The sequence below is a fragment of the Alloalcanivorax xenomutans genome, assembly GCF_032810065.1.
In the GTDB taxonomy this organism is placed as follows: domain Bacteria; phylum Pseudomonadota; class Gammaproteobacteria; order Pseudomonadales; family Alcanivoracaceae; genus Alloalcanivorax; species Alloalcanivorax xenomutans.
The window spans coordinates 703083-728009 of record NZ_CP136538.1 but is presented as its reverse complement, the minus strand read 5'-3'; the positions used below and the strand labels follow the sequence as shown (position 1 = coordinate 728009).

General features: G+C 62.9%; 20 protein-coding genes. 9 read left to right on the top strand and 11 right to left on the bottom strand.

Annotation, left to right across the window (positions count from 1 at the left end):
- Positions 1 to 14: 14 nt before the first annotated feature.
- The 5 genes from RYH70_RS03465 to RYH70_RS03445 all read right to left on the bottom strand — a co-directional run bounded on the left by RYH70_RS03465 (position 15) and on the right by RYH70_RS03445 (position 8076).
- Positions 15 to 632 (bottom strand): flavin reductase family protein, encoded by a 618-nt coding sequence (locus RYH70_RS03465; protein ID WP_080530431.1) that lies wholly within the window; start codon positions 630 to 632, stop codon positions 15 to 17.
- A 70-nt stretch (positions 633 to 702) separates the two neighbouring features.
- Positions 703 to 1629, bottom strand: a complete 927-nt coding sequence (locus tag RYH70_RS03460) for a bestrophin family protein (RefSeq protein WP_080530430.1) — start codon at positions 1627 to 1629, stop codon at positions 703 to 705.
- Positions 1630 to 2267: 638 nt separating this feature from the next.
- Positions 2268 to 3704: an efflux transporter outer membrane subunit gene (locus RYH70_RS03455; protein ID WP_317009777.1), complete on the bottom strand. Its 1437-nt coding sequence runs from the start codon at positions 3702 to 3704 to the stop codon at positions 2268 to 2270.
- Positions 3697 to 6882, bottom strand: coding sequence for an efflux RND transporter permease subunit (locus RYH70_RS03450; protein ID WP_022993913.1), 3186 nt, complete (start codon positions 6880 to 6882; stop codon positions 3697 to 3699). The genes RYH70_RS03455 and RYH70_RS03450 overlap by 8 nt, the downstream gene beginning before the upstream one ends.
- 75 nt (positions 6883 to 6957) lie before the next feature.
- Positions 6958 to 8076 (bottom strand): efflux RND transporter periplasmic adaptor subunit, encoded by a 1119-nt coding sequence (locus tag RYH70_RS03445; RefSeq protein WP_374072923.1) that lies wholly within the window; start codon positions 8074 to 8076, stop codon positions 6958 to 6960.
- Positions 8077 to 8920: 844 nt separating this feature from the next.
- Here RYH70_RS03445 and RYH70_RS03440 point away from each other — a divergent pair.
- The 8 genes from RYH70_RS03440 to RYH70_RS03405 all read left to right on the top strand — a co-directional run bounded on the left by RYH70_RS03440 (position 8921) and on the right by RYH70_RS03405 (position 15883).
- Positions 8921 to 9883: an AraC family transcriptional regulator gene (locus RYH70_RS03440; protein WP_022993915.1), complete on the top strand. Its 963-nt coding sequence runs from the start codon at positions 8921 to 8923 to the stop codon at positions 9881 to 9883.
- Between the two features lie 65 nt (positions 9884 to 9948).
- Entirely contained in the window at positions 9949 to 11043 is a 1095-nt protein-coding gene (locus RYH70_RS03435) for an NADH:flavin oxidoreductase/NADH oxidase (RefSeq protein WP_317009776.1), read from the top strand.
- Between the two features lie 339 nt (positions 11044 to 11382).
- Positions 11383 to 12396, top strand: a complete 1014-nt coding sequence (locus RYH70_RS03430) for an isocitrate dehydrogenase (protein WP_022993917.1) — start codon at positions 11383 to 11385, stop codon at positions 12394 to 12396.
- 294 nt (positions 12397 to 12690) lie between these two features.
- On the top strand, positions 12691 to 12960 hold the full coding sequence (locus RYH70_RS03425; RefSeq protein WP_022993918.1) for a DUF883 family protein: 270 nt from the start codon (positions 12691 to 12693) through the stop codon (positions 12958 to 12960).
- A complete protein-coding gene (locus tag RYH70_RS03420; RefSeq protein ID WP_147299953.1) occupies positions 12957 to 13442 on the top strand; it encodes a hypothetical protein in 486 nt (161 codons plus the stop codon). The genes RYH70_RS03425 and RYH70_RS03420 overlap by 4 nt, the downstream gene beginning before the upstream one ends.
- 161 nt (positions 13443 to 13603) lie before the next feature.
- A complete protein-coding gene (locus RYH70_RS03415) occupies positions 13604 to 14065 on the top strand; it encodes an OsmC family protein (protein WP_063142327.1) in 462 nt (153 codons plus the stop codon).
- A 29-nt stretch (positions 14066 to 14094) separates the two neighbouring features.
- Complete coding sequence (locus tag RYH70_RS03410) at positions 14095 to 14892, top strand: enoyl-CoA hydratase (protein WP_022993921.1); 798 nt, start codon at positions 14095 to 14097, stop codon at positions 14890 to 14892.
- 4 nt (positions 14893 to 14896) lie between these two features.
- A complete protein-coding gene (locus RYH70_RS03405) occupies positions 14897 to 15883 on the top strand; it encodes a LysR family transcriptional regulator (protein WP_022993922.1) in 987 nt (328 codons plus the stop codon).
- A gap of 12 nt (positions 15884 to 15895) precedes the next feature.
- Here RYH70_RS03405 and RYH70_RS03400 read toward each other — a convergent pair whose 3' ends face one another.
- Positions 15896 to 16885, bottom strand: a complete 990-nt coding sequence (locus tag RYH70_RS03400) for an aldo/keto reductase (RefSeq protein ID WP_317009775.1) — start codon at positions 16883 to 16885, stop codon at positions 15896 to 15898.
- Positions 16886 to 17021: 136 nt separating this feature from the next.
- Between RYH70_RS03400 and RYH70_RS03395 the strand changes: the two genes are divergently transcribed.
- Positions 17022 to 17936, top strand: coding sequence for a LysR family transcriptional regulator (locus tag RYH70_RS03395; protein WP_233917267.1), 915 nt, complete (start codon positions 17022 to 17024; stop codon positions 17934 to 17936).
- 22 nt (positions 17937 to 17958) lie between these two features.
- On the opposite strand, the gene RYH70_RS03390 is transcribed toward RYH70_RS03395, so the two are convergent.
- The 5 genes from RYH70_RS03390 to RYH70_RS03370 form a co-directional block, all read right to left on the bottom strand.
- Positions 17959 to 19947, bottom strand: coding sequence for an acetoacetate--CoA ligase (locus RYH70_RS03390; protein WP_055099832.1), 1989 nt, complete (start codon positions 19945 to 19947; stop codon positions 17959 to 17961).
- Positions 19948 to 19981: 34 nt separating this feature from the next.
- Positions 19982 to 21352: a TRAP transporter large permease gene (locus RYH70_RS03385; RefSeq protein ID WP_080530424.1), complete on the bottom strand. Its 1371-nt coding sequence runs from the start codon at positions 21350 to 21352 to the stop codon at positions 19982 to 19984.
- An 18-nt stretch (positions 21353 to 21370) separates the two neighbouring features.
- Positions 21371 to 21979 (bottom strand): TRAP transporter small permease subunit, encoded by a 609-nt coding sequence (locus RYH70_RS03380; RefSeq protein WP_022993927.1) that lies wholly within the window; start codon positions 21977 to 21979, stop codon positions 21371 to 21373.
- 77 nt (positions 21980 to 22056) lie between these two features.
- Positions 22057 to 23142 carry a TRAP transporter substrate-binding protein gene (locus tag RYH70_RS03375; protein WP_022993928.1) on the bottom strand — a complete coding sequence of 362 codons (1086 nt, stop codon included), beginning with the start codon at positions 23140 to 23142 and terminating at the stop codon, positions 22057 to 22059.
- A 219-nt stretch (positions 23143 to 23361) separates the two neighbouring features.
- Positions 23362 to 24774, bottom strand: a complete 1413-nt coding sequence (locus tag RYH70_RS03370) for a sigma-54 interaction domain-containing protein (protein WP_080530422.1) — start codon at positions 24772 to 24774, stop codon at positions 23362 to 23364.
- Positions 24775 to 24927: the final 153 nt, after the last annotated feature.

The window sequence follows — 24927 nt, the reverse complement described above, 5'->3', positions numbered from 1 at the left end:
TAAAGCCCCGCCGATCAGCGGGGCCGGTACATCTCGAAATACTGGGAGGGATCCACGGAGAAGTATCCGGCCGGGCCGCCGGCGCGCAGAATCGGCTCGGCGGCGGCGGTGTCGTAGATGCCGTCCTTGAGCAAATGGGCGGCGATATGCACCCCCACCACTTCTCCGAACACCACCCAGGTGTCCACCGCTTCACCGGTGGCCGTGTTCAGACGCAGAATCTGGCTGAGCCGGCACTCAAAGGAGACCGGTGTTTCCGCCACTCTCGGCACTGACACCAACCGCGACGGCTCGGCGGTCAGTCCCGCCAGTTCGAACTCATTCACTTCCGGCGGGACCGCCTTGCAGCTTTGGTTCATTGCTTCCGCCAGCGGGCGGGTGGCCAGGTTCCAGGTGAACTCCTTGGTGGCTTCGATATTCCGCACGCTATCCTTATAAGTGATGCTGGAAAAGCCAATGATCGGCGGATGGTAATTGAAGGCATTGAAGAAGCTGTAGGGCGCGAGGTTGAGGACACCCTCGGCACCGCGGGAGCCGATCCAGCCGATCGGGCGCGGCGCCACCAGCGCATTGAACGGATCGTGGGGCAAACCGTGACCCTTGGCGGGCTCATAGAAGTAGGCGTCTTGCATCAACCGTCTCCACAGCGGGAAGCCGTCATGTTGAGCCAGCGGGCGCCGCCGGGCAAGCCGTCGCCCCCGTTTACTGCAACTGGTGGTTGACCACCGGCAGCGGTTCCGGCGCCGGATCGCCCAGGGCTTCGGCCACGGAGATTTCATGGATCCGGCAGATGGTGTCCAGTGGCAGATCATTGGCTTCGCGGCCGAATGGCATCTCCAGATGTTCCGCCAGTCGATCCAGCCCGAAGAAGGTGTAGGCCACCACCGCCACGAACAAAGGCGTGCCCCAGCCCAACGAGCCGATCAACACAAACGGCAACAAATAGCAGTACACATAGGCGGTACGATGGGCCAACAGCGCGTAGGCAAACGGCAACGGGGTCTGCGCGATACGCTCACTGGCGGCCTGCACACCGGCCAAAGCAGTCAACCTCTGGTCCAGCAGGCTCACGCCGATGCTGTCCAGACGCCCTTCCCGATAGCGTTCCCCCACCCAATCGCCGGCCCGACGTAGAAACCAGTCGGCACCGTTGTGATGGTCCAGGGCCTGCTCCACCACCGCCGGCGACTGCACTTTCAACAGGTCCTCGCGTACATCCTCATCACGCAACTGCCCGCGCAGGGCATGGGCATACGCCAGAACCAGCCCCAGCAGTTCCCGACGGTCCGGCTCTTCATTACCAAGCTCTTTATTACCAAGTAAGGTTGCGCTGGTCCTGGCCAGGCTGCGGATCTCATACACCATCTGGCCCCACTGTTTGCGCGCTTCCCACCAACGGTCATAGGCGGCGTTATTGCGGAAACTGAGCAGGATCGACAGCACGATCCCCAGCAATGTCACCGGCATCACCGTGTAATGGCTGACATCCAATACGTGGTACTGGCTCACCAGGGTCATCGCCGAGGCAAACAACGCCACCAGCAGGATGTGCGGCAGGATATCCGGCACCACCGAGCCACGCAGGGCGATCAATAACGCAATGGGGTTGGGACGGTCACGAACGATCATCGGAGAATCCATCAAGGCAGGGCGCGCCGATGATAGGGAATCCGATAGCAAATCGCCATCAACCGAAACAGAGAGAAAAAAAGAAGGTCGTCCCTGACCTCTTGGGGGTAAGAAATCGGAGCGGTGGACCAGCACCGCCGATTTAACGAGAGACCACTAAAAGGCCTGTTGGCAGTAAATCAGTCGGGAGCGCAGCATCGCGTGAAGATCACGGCGCCAGCGGGGTACGCAAATAGCAGGCGGTGAGCGCCAGGAAACGTTGGATCGCCGGATTGGTGGTCCGTGTCGAACGCTGTAAAGCACGGGTATCGAGCATGTCGGTTCCTCCTGTCGCGTTGTGTCCTTTATGTGGGTTTATTGTCGCCGCTGGAAGCAGTGTTGCTAATACCCAGGGCTCCATGAACCTTGCTTGATTCTGCATGCGGGCTTTTTTTGTTTTTTTCCCATCATCTGACGTCGAATTCGCTTGCAGGCAAGCTCCCACAGCGGCTTCGTGGCATGATCCGTGGGAGCCAGCCTGCTGGCGAATGGCGCACTAGCGTGGCGGGCTTGCAGGGCACCATAGAATCTCCCACAGCGGCCTTGTAGACAGCGCTGCATTGATACCTTCCTGGACGGCAAGCGGACCCGGCCGTTACTTAGCGCGCCGCGCTTCTCCTTGCCGGATCCTGCTCCGGCGGCACCGGTGCGCCGGCCAGGGCGCGGTACAGATCCACCATCGCCAGGGTCACTTCGGTGCGGCTGCGGATGAAGGCGTCGCGGGTGTCCATTAGCTCCCGCTCACTATCCAGCACCTCGAAGAAACCGATGAAACCTTCCCGGTAGCGCAGGCGCGCCAGTTCGGCGGCCTGCTGCGCGGCGTCGGTGGCGTGGCGCAGCAGTTCGGTGCGTTCACGGGCCCGCTGATGACGCACCAGTTGGGTTTCCGTTTCTTCCAGCGCCGTGAGCACGGTTTGCTGGTACTCGGCGATGACGGCCTGAGTCTCGGCGTCGGCGGCATCGATACGGGAGCGGACCTTGCCGAAATCGAGGAAGGTCCAATCCACCCCAAGGGCAATGCGCCGACTTTCCGCCGGACCGCTGAACAGGTCACCGTCACGGGAGGCGACGCTGCCGATCAGCCCTTCCAGGGTGAAGCGCGGAAACAGGTCGGCGGTGGCCACGCCGATACGGGCGGTGGCGGCGGCCACGCGACGCTCGGCGGCACGGATATCCGGGCGCCGGCGCAACACACCAGACGGCGTGCCGGTGGCCAGATCCGGCACTTGCGCCGGCAAATCACCGGGCTTGGCCAGGGTGGTCACCAGGCTGTCCGGGGTGCGCCCGGTCAGCACCGCGATACGGTACATGTAAGTCCGAATCGCGGTTTGCAGTTGCGGCACCGTGGCCCGCACCGCGTCCAGTTGCGCCCGGGCGCGGGCCTCATCCAAACGGGTGGCGTTGCCGTCTTCCATGCGAGCCTGAACAATGTCCAGCGCCTGCTGCTGATTCTCCACGTTACGGCGGGCAACCTGCAGCTGTTGCTGCAGGCCACGCAGTTGGAAGTAGCTGTTGGCGATGCGCCCGGCCATGGCCACCTGCAGCGCACCCAGATCCGCTTCCGCGGCATCCAGTTCCGCCGCCTGCGCCTGGGTGGCGCGCCGCAAACGCCCGAACAGGTCCAGCTCCCAGCCAGCAGCGACGCCGGCCTGATAGAGCTCCACCCGCTCCGCGCCACCCGGCGGGCTCTGTTCCACTTCCGCCAGATGCTGCTCGGCGGCGCTGCCGTTGACGGTGACACTCGGCAGTTGCTCCCGGCGGGCACCGCGCAACAGCGCTTCCGCTCTCTGGTAGCGCGCCAGCGCGGCACGCAGGTCGTGATTGGCGTTGAGTGCCTGATCAATCAGGTCCGCCAGCAACGGATCATCAAAGCCGGACCAGAAACGGCGCTCGGCGTTTTCATCGAACGGCCGCACCTGGTCGGCGCCAACGAAGCGCTCCGGCAACGGTGTCTCCGGCTCCTGATAGTCCGGCCCCACCGCGCAACCGGCCAGGGCCATGATCAGTGGCACAACACTCAGGGCATACTTATGCATGACTTTCTCCTGAAAGACCGTGGGCTTCGCCGTCCATGGTGGAAGCGTGGGAGTGCTTGAGCGGGCCGGCGAGTTTGCGCAGGCCGACATAGAACACCGGCGTCAGGAACAGTCCGAACAAGGTGACACCAATCATGCCGGCGAACACGGCGATCCCCAGTGCCTGGCGCACTTCCGCGCCGGCGCCATGACCGAGTACCAGCGGCACCACGGCGGCGGTAAAGGTGATCGAGGTCATGATGATCGGACGCAGACGCAGGCGGCAGGCTTCCAGAGCGGCCTTCACGGTCTCCATGCCCTGCAGTTCCAGCTCACGGGCGAACTCCACGATGAGGATGGCGTTCTTACAGGCCAGGCCAATCAGAACCACCAGCCCGACCTGTACAAAGATGTTGTTGTCGCCGCCGCCGAACCACACACCGATCAACGCGGAGAGCATACACATCGGTACGATCAGGATTACCGCCAACGGCAGTACCCAGCTCTCGTACAGCGCCGCCAGTACCAGGAACACCAGCAGGATGGCCAACGGGAAGACCACCAGCGCCGCGTTGCCCTGGGTGTGCTGCTGGAAGCTCAGGTCGGTCCATTCGAAGCTCATGCCGTTGGGCAGAATCTGATCCGCCAGTTCCGTCAGTTTGTCCATGGCCTGGGCGGACGACATCACTCTCGGATCGGCTTCGCCTGCCAGGTCGGCGGCGGGGTAGCCGTTGTAGCGCAATACCGGATCCGGACCGAAGGTTTGCCGGATATCCACCATGGAACCGATCGGCACCATTTCTCCCTGCTCATTGCGGGTCCGCAGATTGGCGATGTCCTCGACACTGTCACGGAACGGCGCGTCGGCCTGGGCAATCACCTGCCAGGTGCGTCCGAAGCGATTGAAGTCGTTCACGTAGGTGGACCCCAGATAGGTCTGCAGAGTGTCGAACAGCTCCGTCATCGGCACGCCCTGGGCTTTCGCCTTGGTGCGGTCGACCACCGCGTCCAGCTGCGGCACGTTGGCCTGATAACTGGTGATCGGGAAGGTCATCCCCGGTGTTTGCGAGATGGCGCCCTGGAAGGCACTGACCGCCTCCTGCAAAGCGCCATACCCCAAGCCACCCCGGTCCTCGATGAACATCTGGTAACCGGCACCGTTGCCCAGCCCGAGAATGGGCGGCGGCATGAAGGAGAACGCGAAGCCCTCGCTCAACGCGGAAATCTTGGCGTTGATCTCGGCGTTGATCTCTTCCGCGGTGCGCTCACGCTGATCGAACGGGTCCAGCGGCAGGAAGACCAGGCCGGTGTTGGAGGTATTGGTGAACTGCAGCGCATTGAGTCCCGGGAACGAGATCGAGTGCGCCACGCCGTCCGCCTCCATGGCGATGTCCGTCACCGTCTTGAGCAGTTTGTCGGTGCGCTCCAGGGAAGCGCCTTCGGGCAGTTTCACGCCGGCGATCAGATACTGTTTATCCTGTGTCGGGATGAACCCCGGCGGCACCACCTTGAACATCAAGCCAGTGCTGACCAGCAACACCAGATAGACCATGAACACCACCGAGCGACGGCTCAGTGACCGCGCCACCGCGCCCTGGTACTTCTCCGAACTGCGGTTGAAGAAACGGTTGAACGGACGGAACAACCAGCCGAACAGCCCGTCGATGATGCGCGTGAGGCGGTCCTTCGGCGCATCGTGGGAGCGCAGCAGTCTGGCCGCCAATGCCGGTGACAGCGTCAGCGAATTGATCGTGGAGATGACGGTGGAAATGGCGATGGTCACCGCGAACTGGCGATAGAACTGACCGGTGACCCCGGACAGAAACGCCATGGGAATGAACACCGCGCACAACACCAGACCGATGGCGACAATCGGGCCGGACACTTCCTTCATCGCCTGATGGGCGGCGGCCACCGGAGAGAGCCCCTCCTCGATGTTCCGTTCCACGTTTTCCACCACCACGATGGCGTCGTCCACCACGATCCCGATGGCGAGCACCAGCCCGAACAGCGTCAGTGAATTGATGGAATAGCCGAGCAACAGCAAGACCGAGAAGGTACCGATCACCGATACCGGCACCGCCAGCAACGGGATGATCGAAGCACGCCAGGTCTGCAGGAACAGCGTCACCACCAGCACCACCAGCAGCACCGCTTCAAGCAGGGTCTTCACCACCGAATGAATGGAGTCGCGCACGAAAATAGTGGTGTCGTACACCGCTTCGTACTTCACCCCTTCCGGAAAACGGGTGGACAGTTCATCCATGGCGGCGATCACCGAATCACGGATTTCCAGAGCATTGGCGCCGGGCGCCTGGAAGATACCCACCGCCACCGCGTCCTTGCCATCCAGTTGCGAGCGCAGGGTGTAGTCACCGGCGCCCAGTTCCAGACGGGCGACATCGGAAAGCCGGACAATTTCGCCCTGCTCACCGCTTTTCAATACGATGTCACCAAACTCCTGCACCGTACGCAGCCGGCCCTGGGCATTGATCAGGGTGAGGAAATCACTGTTGGGCATCGGCTCGGCGCCGAGCTGACCGGCGGAAACCTGAACGTTCTGTTCACGAATGGCACCCACCACATCGCTGGCGGTCATGCCCCGCGAGGCGATCTTGTCCGGGTCCAGCCAGGCGCGCATGGCGTAATCGCCGCCGCCGAAGATCTGCGCATCACCGACGCCCTGGATCCGGGCCAGTACATCCTTCACATGCAGGCGCACATAGTTACGCAGGTACAGCGTGTCGTAGCGGCCGTCCGGCGAGGTCAGATGCACCACCATCAAAAAGGTGGGCGATTGTTTCTGGGTGGTCACGCCCTGGCGGCGCACGTCCTCGGGCAATCGCGCCAGCGCCTGGCTGACCCGGTTCTGCACCCTTACCGTGGCGTCATCGGCGTCGGTGCCGGGGCGGAAGGTGACGGTCATTTGCAGCACGCCGTCGGAGCCCGCCACCGACTTGAGGTACATCATGTCCTCGACGCCGTTGATGGACTCTTCCAGGGGCGTGGCCACGGTCTCGGCGATCACCTTGGGGTTGGCGCCGGGGTAAACCGTGCGCACCACCACCGAGGGCGGCACCACTTCCGGATACTCGCTGATCGGCAGCATCGGGATCGAGATGGCGCCGACCGCGAGGATGATGATCGACAGCACCGCGGCAAAGATCGGGCGGTCGACGAAGAAACGAGAAAAATTCATGACAAGAGTACCCTCTTGGCGCGCTCCGCGGAGCGCGCTCGATCCATGGACTTGGGTTATGTCGGTGTCAGTCGATCAGGGCGCCGCCGCCACTTCCGGTTCCTTGGTGGCCGCCGCGCGCATTTCCACCAGCGTCGGCGCCACCGGCATGCCGGACATGAATACTTTCTGCACCCCGTTGACGATGACCCGCTCGCCGGGCTTCAGGCCGTCGCGGATCACCACCAGGCCATCCACGGTGCGACCGGCGTCGACGTTACGGCGGGACGCTTTGTTCTCATCGTCCACCACATAGACATAACGGCGGTTCTGATCGGTAAGCAGCGCCTTGCTGTCGATCAACAGCGCCTTGTCGAGACGCTCGGCGGGCAGTTCCACCCGGGCGAATTGCCCCGGCTTGAAGCGGCCATCCGGGTTCGGCACCACGGCGCGGAACTGCAGTGTGCCGGTGCTGGCGTTGAGACGGTTATCGATGAAGTCGACCTTGCCCCGATGCGGGTAGCCGTTTTCACCGCTCAAACCGATACGCACTTCGGTATCCTCGCCATTACCCAGCAGCTCTCGGCCACGCAGGTAGGAATCGCTGTCGCTCTCGAAGTACACGTACACTGGATCCACCGATACCACTGTGGTCAACAGGGTCTGATCAGCGTTGGCCAGGTTGCCGCGAGTGACCATGGCGCGGCCGGCGCGGCCGGTGATCGGAGAGCGCACCTCGGTGTACTCCAGATCAAGACGGGCGGTTTCCAACGCCGCTTCGGCGGCATTCATGGCCGCGCGCGCTGACACCATCGCCGACGCCCGGCGGTCGTATTCCTCGCGGGAGATGGCCCGGCTGGCCACCAGCCGTTCCGCCCGGGAGGCTTCTCTCTTGGCCAATTGATACTGGCTGCGAGCCTGGGCCAGGTCCGCGGCGGCGGCCCGTTCACGGGCACGGTAAGGGCGCTGGTCAATGACGAACAACACATCGCCCTGTTCCACCAGTTCCCCTTCCTCGAAGCTCACCTTGTCGATGTAGCCGCTGACACGGGGACGCAGGTCCACGGTTTCCGGTGCCGCCACCCGGCCGGTGAAGTCATCCCACAGTGTCACCGGGTCATCCAGCACCTTCGCCACCTTGACCGCCGGCGGCGGCATTTGCGCCTGCTCCTGCTCACCACGGGCATCGCAGCCGGCCAATCCAACGGCCACCATCAATATGAGGGCGAGCCCGATGATCAGCTCTCCCCCGCTGGCGTAATGGGTATTGATTGAATCCATGTTGCGCTCGCTCCTGCTGTTCGGGCCTTGCAGGCAATACGCCTGCCTTCAATTGAAAATAGTTCCCATTTGCAAACTCTAAAAACTGACTGACCGTCAGTCAATAGCGGGACACCATCAAGTGAGGTCAAACGATCAATGCCCCGGGCATCGGACTCGTTCTCCCCCAGGCCGCGAACGTTAATTCCTCAACCAATGTTGAGGTCAACGGCGTTTCTTGATGGGTTTACCGATGGTCGATATAGGCACGGCCTATTCGACAGCAACGTGGATCGGGGCCCCCGCTTGCCACCTGACGGACCCGTCCCGCCGATTGGCGGCGGGTCCCTTCCACGCCGCACACAATAGAGGACAGCCGCCAGCCGGCGGTATCCGTTTACTGCGCGATAATTGCCTGATCCTGTGAACAATACAGAATCAGGCAGCCGTCCCCAGCAAACGCCCGCCCGGATCCGGGCCCCATTATCCGGCAAGTGCGAACAACATCACGCCGTCGAAGCCGCCGTCCCCAACAAGGACAATGATGTTGAAACAAAAGGCTTTGCACCATATTGCCGCGTCATAAAACCGACATCCGTTCAATTTGATGCACGCGCCAGGCGGAGCCGGATCAGGCTAGATCACGGATTGTCGCGGATCACCATGACAACCCCTCCGGCTTGCCTGAAATTGCTTGTTACTCCACAGTCATTGCACGATCCTGCAGCATTCCAGGAGCCGCGCTTACCCTGTCACGGGCAGTGCGTATACTGCCGACAAACACACGGAGGGCACTATCGTGGCGCATCACTCCCTTTCCCTTTCATCGTCCGGGCAGGACATCGAACTCGAACAGCTCCGTTCCCGGCTTACCAGAACCGTCCTGCGGCATGCTCCGGAGGATGGCATAGAAGAATCCACACTGTCGGGCCTACATCTGGGCCGGGCCAACACCCCCACGCAATGCACCTCGGCCATCTACGAGCCCTGTCTGTGCGTCATCGTCCAGGGCAGCAAGACGATCTGGCTTGGCGACCGCGAAATCGTCTATGGCCCCTTGAGCTACCTGGTGTCATCGGTCCATCTGCCGGTACTGGGGCAAGTCAACGTGGCCAGCCCCGGCGAGCCGTTCCTGTCCATTCGCCTGGATGTGGATTCCCAGGAAGTGGCGGACCTGGTGTTCGAACTGGGCGAGGCGGTGAGTGACGAAGATCAGTGTCCGGAGATCAACTGCGGGCTGTGCATGGCGCCCATCGACACCGCCATGCTGGACGCCACCACCCGCCTGGTGGAGCTGCTCGACAAGCCCGCCGACACACCGATCATGGCGCCGCTGATCCGGCGTGAGATCCTGTATCGCGCGCTGATCGGCGAAATGGGCGCGCGCATGCGCAAGTTCGCCGCCGCCGACAGCCAGTCCCACCGGGTCTCCAAGGTCATCGCCCTGCTCAAGGACCGCTATACCCAACCGCTGCGGGTTCGGGATCTGGCGGATCAGGTCAACATGAGCGAATCGTCCCTGTTCCACAGTTTCAAACAGGTGACGCGCATGTCACCGCTGCAGTTCCAGAAGAAACTGCGCCTGCACGAGGCGCGTCGGCTGATGCTCAGCGAAGGCCTGGAAGCGGCCACCGCCAGTTACCGGGTGGGCTATGAAAGCCCTTCCCAGTTCAGCCGCGAATACAGCCGTATGTTCGGAGCGCCGCCGCGCGCCCACGTACAGAGCCTGCTGACCGGTGAGGGGGTTGGCGCCCCCGCCTGACCCCGTCTCCAGGGGCGGAATGCCCGCCCCTTTCCTTTCTTTGCGCCTCCTTTCCGGAGAAGTCCATGAGCCATCTGTTTACCCCGCTCGAGCTGGGTCCGTTGAAGCTGGATAACCGTATCGTCATCGCCCCGATGTGCCAGTATTCGGCCGACGACGGCAACGCCACCAGCTGGCACACCATCCACCTGGGCACCCTGGCGCAATCCGGCTCCGGCCTGCTGATCCTGGAAGCCAGCGCGGTGTTGCCGGAAGGCCGCATCAGCCCGCGGGATCTGGGGCTGTGGAACGACGACAACGAAGCCGCGCTGAAAACCGTGCTCGACCAGGTACGCGCGTGGTCTCCCATGCCGATCGGTATCCAACTGGCCCACGCAGGCCGTAAAGCGTCCACGCACCGGCCCTGGGAGGGCGGAGCGCAAATCAGGCCGGATCAGGACAGCGGCTGGCAAACCCGCGCACCCTCCGAATTGCCGTTCGCCGACCATGAACAGGCTCCGGAGCCGCTTTCCGAGGACGAGATCGGTGAATTGATTGAAGCCTTTGTCGCCGCCGCCAAACGGGCACGCCGCCTGGGGCTGGATTTGATCGAGATCCACGGCGCCCATGGCTACCTGCTGCACGAGTTTCTGTCACCGCTGTCCAACCGCCGTGACGACCGCTATGGCGGTAGCCTGGAAAACCGCATGCGGTTGCTGCTGGAGGTGTTTGAGGCCGTCCGCGAAGCAGTGCCGGAAATGGCGGTCGGGGTACGGGTATCGGCTACCGACTGGGCAGCGGACGGCTGGGACCTGGAGCAAACCGTGGCGCTGGCCAAGGCCCTCAAGGCACGCGGCTGCCATTTCATTCATGTCTCCAGTGGCGGCCTGACACCGGCGCAGAAGATTCCCGTCGGCCCCGGTTATCAGACCGCCCTGGCGGCTCGCATCAAGGCCGAAAGCGGCCTGACCACCATCGCGGTGGGCCTGATCACCGAGCCGGAACAGGCGGAAACGCTGCTGGCATCCGGCCAGGCGGATGCCGTCGGCCTGGCCCGCGGCATCCTCTATAACCCGCGTTGGCCCTGGCACGCCGCGGCCCGTCTCGGCGCCACGATCCACGCCTCCCCGCAGTATCTGCGCAGCGAGCCCTACAGCGCGCGCGGATTGTTCAAACAGTAAGCCGCCCCGGCCCGGTGCACGCTCACCGGGCCACCCGCCGTGCCCGCCCCATTCCGGTGCTCTCGTCATGCACCATTGCCCGCGCTGACACGCTTTCGTCACGGCACGGAACTTGAATACAAGAGGCCGTCCGCTTGCCGGGACCCTGGCGGGCCTGCTTGAATCAGAACTGTCCCGCCCCCATATAGGGCGCGAATTCAGTGTCCCGCTTACCGGCCCGGACAGCTACGGCCGGATACCCACCCCGGTGTCCGGCCGCGACGGTCCCCCCACCCACAACGTGGCGACGGACCCACCATAATTTTTCTGCATTCCAAAAGACCAGAAGGAGAGGAAACCATGGCGGAAACACGCGTGACCATCATCCCGGGCGACGGCATCGGCCCGGACATCGTCGATGCCACCGTTCGAGTCCTGGATGCTCTGGACTGCGGCCTGGCCTATGACTATGCCATCGCCGGGCAAACCGCCCTGGACAAGGGCCTCGACCTGGTCCCCCAGGAAACCCTCGACATGATCGGCAAGAATCCGGTGGCGTTGAAAGGGCCGATCACCACCCCGGTGGGCAAGGGCTTCCGCTCGGTCAACGTCACCCTGCGCAAATACTTCGATCTGTTCGCCAACGTCCGCCCCGCTCTCTCCATCCCCGGTGTCCGTTCCCGCTACGATAATGTCGATATCCTCACCGTCCGCGAGAACATCGAAGGCATCTACTCCGGTGAAGGCCAGATGGTCAGCGAAGATGGCGAACGGGCGGAACTGCGCAGCGTCATCACCCGCAAGGAGTCCAGACGCCTGATCCGTTTCGCCTATGAAGCCGCGCGCCGGCTGGGCCGCAAGAAAGTCACCGTGGTGCACAAAGCCAACATCATGAAATCCACCTCCGGGCTGTTCCTGGATGTGGCACGCAGCGTGGCCAAGGAATACGACGATATCGAGCACGAGGAAATGATCGTCGACAACTGCGCCATGCAACTGGTGATGAACCCTCACCGTTTCGACGTCATCGTCACCACCAACCTGTTCGGTGACATTCTTTCCGATCTCTGCGCCGGCCTGGTGGGCGGCCTTGGACTGGCACCGGGCGCCAACGTCGGGGAAGACAAGGGTATCTTTGAAGCGGTGCACGGCAGCGCGCCGGACATCGCCGGCAAGGGGGTCGCCAACCCCACCGCCCTGATGCTCGGCGCGGCCATGATGCTCGACTATCTGGATCTCAACAGCGAAGCCGAGCGTCTGCGTAACGCCCTGCGCACGGTGGTTGGTGAGGGGGACAAAGTCACCCCGGACCTGGGTGGGCGCAGCAGCACCACCGAATTCACCGATGAAGTGATTCGTAAGCTGGCGCAGTAATAAGGCTGCGAAGTCGCTGTGGGAGCTTGCCTGCAAGCGAATGTTGCTCAACGCCTGAGCGAACCTCATTCGCTTGCAGGCAAGCTCCCACAGCGGCTTCGCAGTTCGGTTTGAGGGAAACGGTGAGGCAAACGGTCCATGACTCGCCATTCCCGGCCCGCTCGTGAGCCGGATCAAGAAATCTCATGGTTTTGCATTTTTAACGGCTTGCCCACTAGTCGCCGCGGCCATGCACTCTATATGCTGAAGCTTCGTTGTTCAGATCAGAACGCAGGTCCATACCAAGGAGGCGTCATGAACCAGTCAGCGGAAACCGAAGCCCTGAAAAAAGACCTTGAGCAATTGCGCCGGGACTTCAAGGCCCTGGCCGACGCGGTCAAGCATTCCACTCAGGAACGCGCCCAGGAGCATCTCAACAGCGCCCGGGAAACCTTCGAAGGTGCGCGCCAAAGCGCCTCCCGGCAAGCGGAGCACTTGGGGGAGGAGATCAAGGCCCGCCCTTTTACCAGCGTGCTCACGGCATTCGGCGTGGGCCTGCTGCTCGGCAAACTGCTCGGCCGTTGAGTGTGAAACTGCGCGGCATGCTGGCCGGGCTGTTCAGTCTTAATGCGATGATCTGGCTGATCATGCTGATCAGCCTGGCGGCCTTACTGAGCCTGACGGCGGCGGCCTGGATCGCGCTGACACCGCCGCTGGGCGCGGCGCTGGCCGCGCTGATCAGCGGCGCTGGTCTGCTGGTGGTGGCCGCCGCCCTCGGCTACGGCCTGGTTCGCGCCAACCGCGCCGGTCCAACCCAAGACGACACACCGCCACCGGCGCCGAGCCCGACGGAAAGCGTCCTGGAGTCCGGTCTGCGTCCGTTGGTGGGCGATCAGACTCTGGCGTGGGCGCGCCGCAATAGCGGTCTGCTGATGGTCGGTGCCTTCGCCGCCGGCGTGGCGATTGCCGCCAGCCCCACTTTGCGCCGCGCGCTGACCCAGGTCGCCGGCCCCGTGGTGACACGCAAGGCCGTGGACACCTGGCGGGCCTTCAATCAGCAAGACTGACCCACGGCGCCGCTTCCTTGCGGGTTGGCGCCGACTCCCTTCTTGCATTAGCCTGTCTAAGCCTAATCCCTAGAAAACATCGCTTTTCATTAAGCAGAGCTGGTGCAATGGTACTGCTCACCGAGGGCGTCCCGGCCCGTTTTCAGAAAGGAGCAGAGCCGATGTCAGAACATCACGCCGCCATTGCCTGGACCCGCGCCGACCACCCGGACGGCAACGGAAGCTACTCCCGCAACCATCTGGCCACCCTCAATGGCGGTCAGACCGTGCAAGTCTCCGCCGCGGTGGATTATCAAGGGGACGGCAACTGCGCCGACCCGGAGCAACTGCTGGTGACCTCGGTGTCCAGTTGCTACATGCTGTTCTTCCTGGCCATCGCCGACGTCAAGGGCTACCGGGTGGAGAGCTACAAGGACACACCGGTGGGCTTTCTGGAAAAGAACGAGGAAGGCCGGCTGGCGGTGACCCGGGTGGAATTGCAACCCACCATCGAGTTCGCCGACGGCCAGACACCGGAACCGGCCGAGCTGCAACGCCTGCATGCCGGCGCTCACCGTAATTGCTTCATCGGCAATTCGCTGAAGACCAAGGTGCGCCTGCGCACCCAGTCCGCGGCGGCCTGAGCGGATAACGAAAAACAAGGAGAATCGTGATGAGCGCGCAAGCCGATCTCAATGCCCCGCTGATACTGCGAGAAGACCAGGATGGCCTGGTCACTTTGACCCTGAACCGGCCCCGCCACTACAACGCCTTGTCCGAGGAGATGCTGGCGGCGCTGAAAACCGAGCTGGACGCCCTGGCCAACGACGAGACCCTGCGCTGCGTGGTGTTGCGGGCGGCGGGCAAGGCGTTTTGCGCCGGCCATGACCTGCGTCAGATGTACTCTCATCTGGGCGAGGAGGATTATTACCGGCAACTGTTCGCCACCTGCAGCGGTGTAATGCAAAGCCTGCTGGCGGTACCGGTGCCGGTGATCGCGGTCATTCAAGGAGTGGCCACCGCCGCCGGCTGTCAGCTGGTGGCAAGTTGTGATCTGGCGGTGGCCACGGACAGCGCCCGCTTCGCCGTCTCCGGCATCAACGCCGGGCTATTCTGTTCCACGCCTTCGGTGGCGTTGTCCCGTAATGTCTCGGCCAAGCGCGCCTTCGAAATGCTGGTGACCGCGCGCTTCATCGATGCCGCCACCGCCGCCGACTGGGGATTGATCAATCAAGCCGTGCCGGAAGCGGAACTGGACGGCGCGGTAACCGCCCTGGCCACTTCGATCATGGAGAAAAGCCCGGCGGCGATCCGCCATGGCAAAGCCATGTTCTACCGGCAACGGCAACTGCCCCTGGACGAAGCCTATCGTTTTGCCGGAGAAGTGATGGCGCGGAACATGATGGAAGCGGACGCCGCCGAAGGTATCGACGCCTTCCTCAACAAACGGGCGGCACAATGGCAGCGCTAAGCGGATGAACGAACACACCCGGTCCTCCTTGCCCGCCGGCTTCATGCGGCGCCTGCCGCCGCTGGCGGCGCTGGCCTATTTCGAAGTGGCGGCGCGCACCCGCAGCTTCGCCGCCGCCGCCAAGGAATTGAGCGTGACCCCGGCGGCGGTGAGTCATCAGATCAAAGCCCTCGAGGAACAACTCGGGGTGGCGCTGTTCATTCGCCACCATCGCCGGGTCACGCCGACGGCGGCGGCGCTGAGCATTCTGCCCCGGTTACAGGACGGCTTCGCCGCGCTGGTCGATGCCGTCGATGAACTGCGCAGCCAGGGTGAAGCCAAGGACGTCATCACGGTGTGCGCCGAGCCGTTGTTCGCCACCAAATGGCTGGTGCCACGTTTGCACCGCTTCTATGCCCGCCACCCGGAGGCGGAAGTGCGTCTGCAGGCCAGCCTGCATTCCGTGGACACCGCCCCCGGAGGACCGGTCACGGCTTCCGCCTTCTCCCGCGCCGGCATCGATCTGGCGATCCGCTTTGGTTATGGCGAGTACCCGGACATGGACAGTTCACTGCTGCTGGAAGTGGCACTGGAGCCGGTGGTCGCTTCCGCGACGGGCCGGAGCACCATCGCCGAGGTGCTCGATGAGGGCGCCCTGCTCACCGACAATACCGCCGGCCGTTCCAATGAGCGATTCGGCTGGCGCGAATGGTGTGAAGCAGCCGGAAAACCTTTTCCCGCCGATGCCCGCGAGCACCATTTCGGCAACGGCTTGCTGGCACTGGAAGCCACCCTCACCGGCCAGGGCGCCTGGCTGGTCTGCCCGGAGCTGGTGGAGACGGAGCTGGCCGCCGGCACCCTGCGGCGGTTAAGTGAAGTGGCACTGCCCTGCCGGTTCCACTATTTCATCGTCAGCCCGGAGCGTGCCTCCCCTCGCGCCATCGTCACCGACTTCCGCGACTGGCTGCTGGATGAACGCCGCCTGGCCAGCGGGCAAGCCCCCGAAACCTAGGGCCTGTTCACCCTAGTTCCCCACGGTACGCATGCCTTCCTCGCCATAACGTTCGCCGGCGGCGCCGTGGCGGGGAAAGATCGCATCCAGCCGCGCCAGTTCCTCGTCGCTCAGCCGCACCTCCAGCGCCGCCAGATTCTCCTGCAGATAGCGGCGGCGCTTGGTACCGAACAGGGCGATCACATCATCGCCCCGGGCCAGCACCCAGGCCAGCGCCAACTGTGACGGCAATACCTGTTTCTGTTCCGCCAGGGCATGCACCTGATCCACCAGGTCCAGGTTGCGCTGGAAATTCTCGCCCTGGAAACGCGGATTGTGGCGGCGAAAATCCCCTTCCTCGAAATCCTCCGGCGAGCGGATCGCACCGGTGAGAAACCCCCGCCCCAGCGGACTGTAGGCGACAAAGCTGATGCCCAGTTCACGACAGGTGTCCAACACCCCGTCTTCCGGATCCCGCGTCCACAGGGAGTATTCACTCTGCAGGGCACTGATGGGATGTACCGCCTGCGCCCGGCGCAGGGTATCCGGCGCCGCCTCGCTCAAACCGAGGTAGCGGACCTTCCCTTCCCGCACCAGATCGGCCATGGCGCCGACGGTGTCCTCGATCGGCACTTGCGGATCCACCCGGTGCTGGTAATACAGATCGATGGTCTCCACGCCCAGACGGCGCAGACTGCCTTCCACTGATTCGCGCACGTAACCCGGGGAGCCATTGATACCACGGGCGTGCGGATCCAAGGGATCACGGACGATGCCGAATTTGGTGGCCAGGAATACCTGATCACGTTTGCCGGCGATGGCGCGTCCCACCAATTCTTCATTGGTGTGCGGTCCATACATGTCGGCGGTATCGATCAGGGTGACGTCCTTCTCCAAGGCCGCGTGCAAGGTGGCGATGGATTCCCGGTCATCCCGGTCTCCATAGAAATCACTCATGCCCATGCAGCCCAGACCCAGCGCCGATACCAGCGGACCGTCCCGGCCCAGTCGTCGTTGTTGCATCTTCATGCTCCTCAACAGACACGCTCTTTGCATTGAAAGGAAACAGACCGGCACAGTGTGTTCGTTCAGATGGTGGCCGATAAAGCGGCATTCGTGATTAACTCTGTTCACGATTTCTGAACAGTGTTGTGTCTCTATGGATCGTCTGCGCGCCATGGAAATCTTTGTCCGGGTGGTGGATGCCGGTAATTTCACCCGGGCCGCGGAAACCCTGTCACTGCCCAAGGCCACGGTGAGCACCGCGGTGCGGCAACTGGAAGATCATCTTGGTGTGCGGCTGCTGCACCGCACCACCCGGCGGGTGTCCCTGACTCTGGACGGCGGCGCCTATTACGAACGCTGCCTTCATCTGCTGGAAGAACTGGCGGACACCGAGGCCCTGTTCACCGACGGCCACCGGCCATCCGGACGGTTGCGCGTCAATCTGCCGGCCAGGCCCGCGCGGCTGGTGATACTGCCCCGGCTGAGGGCGTTCTGTGACCGCTACCCGGAGATCCATCTGGAACTGGGCATCAACGACCGGCTGGTGGATCTGGTCCAGGAAGGTGTGGACTGCGCGCTGCGCGTTGGCGAACTGCCCGATTCCAGTCTGGTGGCCCGGCGTCTGGGTTACCTCACCGAGATCAGTTGCGCCTCGCCGGATTACCTGGCCCGGCATGGCACGCCGGAAACCCCCGGAGACCTTGCCCGTCACCAGGTCATTATCTATCACTCCGGCCGCACAGGACGACCGCTGCCCTGGGAATACACCGAGCACGGCCGGATCCACGAATGCCAGCCGGAAGGCCGCCTTACCGTGGACAATTCCGAGGCTTACATCAGCGCCGCCCTGGCCGGCTTCGGTCTGGTGCAAGTGCCGCTGTACTCCGTTCGTCCCCATCTCAACGGCGGCGAATTGGTGGAAGTGCTGGCGGACTATCGGCCGGCGCCAAGCCCGGTGTCGGTAGTGTACGCACACCACCGGCACCGCTCGTCCAAGGTTCGCGCCTTCGTCGATTGGCTGGAGCAGACGCTGCGCGACCTCCCGGGTCTGGAACGTCATCCGCCCTAGCGGCCGCGATCAGCGCGATCCGCTAACCGTGCAACAGGTTCGCCTGACGCAGGCGGTCACGGATCCGATCCAGCGCCTCGGGGTTGGCCAGGGCATCGCGGTTATCGCCACGGGCAGCACCGTTGAGCAGCCCGGCCACCGCCAGCTCCACCTTCTTGCCACTACGGGTATAGGGGATATCCGGCACGGAGATGACATGCCTGGGAACGTGGCGGGGGCTCGCGCCTTCGCGGATTCTCGTTCGCAGACGTTGAATCAGTTCCGCGCTCAACTCGCCGCCGTCATTCGCCACCACCAGCAATACCACTTCCACATCACCGTCGATCTGGCGGCCCACCACCAGGCTGTCCTTGACCGACACCTCGGTTTCCACCTGACGATAGATCTCCGCGGTACCGATGCGTACGCCGCCCGGATTCAAAGTGGCATCGGAGCGGCCATGGATCACCGCGCCGCCGTGTTCGGTGAAGTGAATGAAATCACCGTGTGCCCAGACTCCGGGGAAGGTTTCGAAATAGGCGGCACGGTAACGCTCACCCCGAGGGTCGCCCCAGAACGCCACCGGCATGGACGGCAGCGGCTGGCGGCATACCAACTCACCCCGGCCTTCGCTGACCGGCTCGCCGTGCTCCCCATACGCCACCGCGTCCACGCCCAGGAAGCGGCATTGAATCTCGCCCCGGCGCACCGGCAGAAGCGGCGTGGCGCCGACAAAACAGCCGCAAATATCGGTGCCGCCGGCGATGGAGCCCAACAGTACCCGTGGAGCACCGTCGGCATAAACCCAGTCGTAATCCTCCGGCAGCAACGGCGATCCGGTGGAGAACAATACACGCAAAGCGGACAGATCCAGGGTCTTTGCCGGTGTCAGGCCGGCCTTGCGGCATCCCGCCAGGAAGCGCGCGCTGGTGCCGAAGTGAGTCACCTTCTCGTCCGCCACCAGACGCCACAACATGTCCAGATCCGGGTAGCCGGGTGAACCGTCCACGGTGATGACGGCAGCGCCGGTGAGCAAAGCCGAGGCCTGCCAGTTCCACATCATCCAACCGCAGGTGGTGAAGTAGAGAAACCGGTCCGCCGGCCCCACATCGCCATGCAGCATCAGTTCCTTGGCGTGATTCACCAGCAACCCGGCGGCACCGTGGACGATGCACTTGGGCTTACCGGTGGTGCCGGAGGAATAAAGAATGTACACCGGATGGTCCGGCGGCAACGGCGTGAACGAAGGCGCCTGGCCCGCGCCTTCCGCCAGCGCCACCGGCCAGGGCGTGACCCGGTCGCCGGTCAGCGCCGGCTGGTCCGGCAGTTGCTGGACACTGACCACGCAACGCAGGCTCGGCAATCCCTCGATCAACCCGGCGAAGTCTTCCTGGCGGGCGAATACTTTGCCGCCATAGCCGTAACCGTTCACCACGATCAAAGCGGCGGGTTCGATCTGGCCAAAGCGATCGAGGATGGCGCCCGTGCCGAAGTCCGGGGACGCGGAACTCCAGATCGCCCCCAGGCTGGTGGCCGCCAGCATGCCCACCAGCGCCTCGTAACCGTTGGTCACCACCGCGGCGACGCGGTCCCCCCGAACGATACCCCGGGTACGGAAAAAGGCCTCCAAGGCCCCTACGTCCGCCTTCAGTTGCGCATAACTTTTGCGCAGCACCGGGCGGGTTTCACAATAAGCCACCACCGCTTCCCGGTCGGCGTGTTCCCCCTCCGCTAGCCGCAACAGATTAGCGGCGAAGTTCATCCGCATGCCGGGAAACCACTCGGCACCGGGCATGTCGCGTCCGCTCAGCACCCGATCGGCGGGAACCTCGTGGATCAGTCCGCAATAGTCCCACAGATGCTGCCAGAACAGCTCCAGCTCCTCGATCGACCACTGATGCAAAGCGTGATAATCAGCAAAGGGGCCGAACCCCCGCTCTTGCAGCCAGGTCTTGAAACGTCCCATCTGACAATTGGCCATGGTGTCCGCCGAAGGGGACCAGAGCACGGGGGAAGCTGCCATGTTGCTCATTCATTTCTCCTCTTACTGCATGCCTGTTAAAGCCCTAGGGCCCGCCGTAGATTTCATTGGGCAGCCAGGTGGCCAGGGGCTCGAACCAGAACACCAGGGCCAGGCCCAATAACTGCAGGGCGATAAACGGCAATACGCCCAGATAGATGTGCCGTGTGGTGATCTCCGGCGGACACACGCCCTTGATATAAAACAGGGCGAACCCCACCGGCGGCGTCAAAAACGAGGTCTGCAAACACAGCGCGAACAGAATCGCGAACCACACCGGTTCCACGCCGAGGGAGAACACCACCGGCGCCACTAGCGGCAGAATGATCAAAGTGATCTCCACCCAGTCCAGGAAGAAACCAAGCAGGAAAGTGACCAGCAGAATGGTCAGCAGAATACCGGTGGTGCCGAACGGCAACCCGGTGATCGCCGCGCGTATGACGTCATCGCCTCCCAGCCCGCGCAGCACCGCCGCGAACACCGTGGCGCCGATGAAAATGCCGAAAATAAACGCGGTGGTACGGCTGGTTTGATAGAGCGCATCCTTGAGCACTGTCATATTCAGACGCCGGCTGAGCAGCGCCATCAACAAGGCCCCCGCCGCGCCCACGCCGGACGCCTCCGTGGTGGTGGCGATGCCGAAAAAGATCGAGCCCAGCACGGCGATGATCAGCGCCAGCGGCGGCACCACCGACAAGAACAGATCCCATACCGCCCGTCCGTCCAGACGGTCATGATGCTTCGGTGCCGGCGCCAGATCTTTTTTCAACCAGGAGGCGATAACGATGTAGAGAATGTACATCGCTCCCAGCATCATGCCGGGGATCAGGGCTCCCATGAACAGTTTGCCAACGGAGGCCTCGGAGGTGCCCAACCGATCCGCCATCAACACCAGCATGATGCTCGGCGGCACCAGAATGCCCAGGGTTCCCACCGAACAGGCGGTGCCCACGGCCAGCGGTTTGTTGTACTGGGCCTGCATCATCGGCCCCAGCGACAACATGCCCAGTAACACCACGGAGGCGCCAACGATGCCGGTGGACGCCGCCAGCAGAATACCGACCACCACCACGGTGATCGCGTAGCCGCCACGCAGCGGCCCGAGCACCCGCACCAGACTGTGCATCAATTTCTCGGCGATCCCGGAGCGGTCCAGCATGATGCCCATGAAGATGAAAAGCGGCAGCGCCACCATCAATTCATTGGCCACGATGCCGTAAATGCGGGCATCCAGAACACCGATGGTACCGGCCCAGGTGAACCAGAGATCGGCGTCGAAATACTGAATCAATACACTGCCAATAACGGCGAATAAGAGCCCCACGCCCGCCAGCGCCCAGGCCACGGGAAAGCCCAACAACAGCAGCCCCATGAAACTGGCGAACATGGCGATAACCAGAATTTCTTCCAGACCCATAATAGTGATGCCTCTTGATCAGGGGTGGGGATGAGCGCCGTCGCGCTCGTCCGTGCCGGGCTGGATTTCACGAGGAAAACGGAACAGGAAAGTGGCGCAGCGCAGTCCCCGGGAGAACAACGCCACGGCCACCAGCATCAGCCCCAGTGGCAACACACTTTTGAAAATGAACCGGTGCGGCAGCCCGCTGGGAGCCTGGGAGCGTTCGCTGAAGGTGTAGGCCTTGTAGGCGTAGGGCACCAAGGCATCGATCATCAGATAAAGGATCGGCAAGGCCAGCAATACGATGGCCACCAGTTCGATCCACGCCTGGGCTTTCAGGGAGAATTTTTCCCGCAAGACATCCACCCTGACGTGGTCATCCCGGACCACGGCGTAGCCCAGGGTCAACATCATGGCGGCGCCGAAAAAGTGCCAGGACAATTCCTCCAAAGCGATGGAGCCTTCGTTCATCACGAAACGGCTGAACACATTGCTTAATACCACCGCCAGAACCGCCAGCCAGAGCCAGGAGCACCAGCGCCCGACCCCGGCCACCAGCCGGTCCAGCCACCAGGACAATCGGTTGTACGGCAAGACATCGGCCCCGGCCGCCTCGGCATCGGGGGAAACAGGCTCGTCGGTCACGGTCACCTCTGCGTCGGATAGCAAATGACATCGGCAGGCACCGGACGGAGCCTGCCCCGGGGGTTATCCGGTTCGGGTCAGTCGTACTGATAGAAATCCCGCGGCAGATACCCTTTGCTGTGCCAGATGGCGTGATGCTTCATGAACTCGCGCTGACTGGTGAGCACGCGCTTGAACATGGCGTCCTTGGCGGCCATGTCATCGAGCACCTTGTTGGTGACCTTCTCCAATTCACGCAACACCGGCTCCGGCAGGGTCTGCGCGGTGACGCCTTCCTTCTGGTATTCCCGCAGGGCGGTGGGCTGTGCCCATTCACTCTGGGCAAATCCCTTGAGAACGGCGGACTCGCAGCCCATTTCGATCAAGGCGCGGCTTTCCGGCTTGAGCTTGTTCCAAGCGTCCTTGTTCACCAGCAAATGAGAGGTGGTGAGGGTCTGGTGCCAACCCGGCATCACATAGTTCTTGATGATCTGATCCAGGCCCAGCATCTTGTCGATGGCGGGCTGGGAGAACTCGGTGGCGTCGATGGTCTTGCGCTCCAGGGACTGATACAGCTCGCCACCGGGGATCATGGTGACGGAGGCGCCCAGTTCTTCCAGCACCTTGCCGCCAATACCGGCGAAACGGATCCGCAGCCCCTCGATGTCCTTGAGCTCACTGATCGGCTTGGCGAACCAGCCCGCGCCCTCGGGGCCGATGATGCTGCACAGCATCGGGTGGATATTGCGCTCGTCGTAAATCTCTTCCAGCAGCGCCTTGCCATCCCCTTCGTAGTACCAGGCCAAATAGGCGGGCGGTTCCATATTGAACGGGGCGCCCGAATACAGCGGTAGAGCCGGAATGGTGCCCTGATCGTAGCCGACCCAGGTGTAGCCCGCCGGGTACTTGCCCTCGCTGACGGCGTCCATGATTTCAAACGGTGGCACCAGTTCGCCGGGCTCGTAGTAACGCAGTTGAATATCGCCGCCGGAAATCGCTTTCAGGTTGTCCGAGAGATATTTGATCGGGGTGGTCAGACCCACCAGGTGGGAAGGGAATGCCAGCGGTACCTGCCAGCGTATTTTTTCCTCCGCCATGGCTTGACCGCTGATCAGACTGGCTGACATCAGAGCAGCGAAAGTGGCGCCGCGCCCGAGATTGGAGAGCTGTTGCTTGAGCGACATGAAAAGAATCCTTCTTGTTGTTGTGCGATTGTCGGGGTGGTTGTTCCCACCTTCTGCGCACACCAACTAGCAGGCACCGTGCCAGACCAGAAAACCCTTTAAAAACAAAGAGGCATGAGTTTTCCGGTGATTCCTCTTCATAAAAGTGTCCGGAATACAGAACAGGTTTAGGCAAAGGTCTAACGAAACTGTCCTAAAATATGGACACCTGTCTTGAAATCAGGACAGCTTATTCAGCTTTTCATACAGGGCCGAACGGGAGATCCCCAGTATCCGCGCCGCGCGGGAACGGTTGCCCCGGCTGGCCACCAGCGCGGCCTCGATGGCCTGAAGTTCCGCCTCCGCCAGCACCTGGGCCAGTGGACGGGCCGGTTGCGCCGCCCCAACCGGTTGCAGGCGTCCGCTTTTGCGCGGCAACACCTTGAAGATGGCGTCGGCGTCCAGCAGGCCGGTTTCCTCCCCCATGGTCAGGCCCCGTTCGAGCACATTACGCAACTCGCGGACATTACCGGGCCAGTCATAACTGCTGAGGGCCGACACCGCGGCATCAGTGATCTCGGCACGCAGCTCCAGACCGGCCGCGATATCCTCCAGAATCGCTTCACACAGCACGCCCAGATCCGGCAGGCGTTCCCGCAGGGGCGGGATGGTGATCTCCAGCACATTGAGCCGGTAGTAGAGATCCGAACGGAAGCGGCCCTCTTCCATCATGGTTTCCAGATTACGGCTGGTGGCGGCGATTACCCGCACATCCACCTGGGCCACCTTGTTGGAGCCCAGCGGTTCGATCTCCCCTTCCTGTAACGCCCGCAACAGCTTGGCCTGCAGCGCCAGCGGCATATCGCCCACTTCATCCAGAAACAGGGTGCCGCCATTGGCCAATTGGAATTTGCCGTCCCGGGTACGCCGGTCGGCGCCGGTGTAGGCGCCCGGCGCCACACCGAAGAACTCCGCCTCCAGCAGGTTTTCCGGTATCGCCGCCACATTGACGCCGACGAAGGGACGGTCCGCCCGCCGCGACAGAGCGTGGATGGCCTGGGCCAGAACTTCCTTGCCGGTGCCGGTTTCCCCCAGCAACAGCACCGGCATGTCCCGCCCCGCGGCCAGCCGGGCACGGCGCTTGACCTCAAGCGCCGCCGGGCTGGCGCCAACGAAATCCCCCAGGCTGTAACGCGTACCGCGATTTTTCCTCGCCAGCGCCTTGCGGGCCGCCACCAAATCCTGGTGCAAACGGCGGTACTTGCTGACCAGCGGCGTCAACGGCTGCAGGTCGTCGTACAACACGAACGCCACCGCGCCCATGACCTTGCCGCTGTCGTCAAAATAAGGCAGCCGCGTCACCACCAGTTGCTGGGATTCGTATTCCATGATGTCCAGCAGCAGGGGGCGGCCGGTTTCCACCACTTCCGGCATGCGCGTCATGGGGATCACCCGGCGTACCGGTTCACCGATCACCGCCGCCGGATCCTCGATACCCAGCAGCGAGGCGTAGCTGCCGTTGATCCAGGTAATCCGGGCCTGCCGGTCCACCGCGATGCCCCCCGCGCTGGCTTGCTCGAACATGGGAAACAGGGCTTCGATCAGGTCGCGGGTCAGCCCGCTCTTATCGTTCTTGCTGAACAGCTGTGTCATGCAAATACCGCCGGAGACACTCATGGATGGACCCACGCCATCGCGGGGCTGCGGGAGGCGGGATTGCGGAAAGTATAGGGGGGCGGTGTGAACAGGGTAAACGCCGGCACAACCGGGCGCCGCCGGATGAAAGGTCCGGTTTGCTGCAATTTC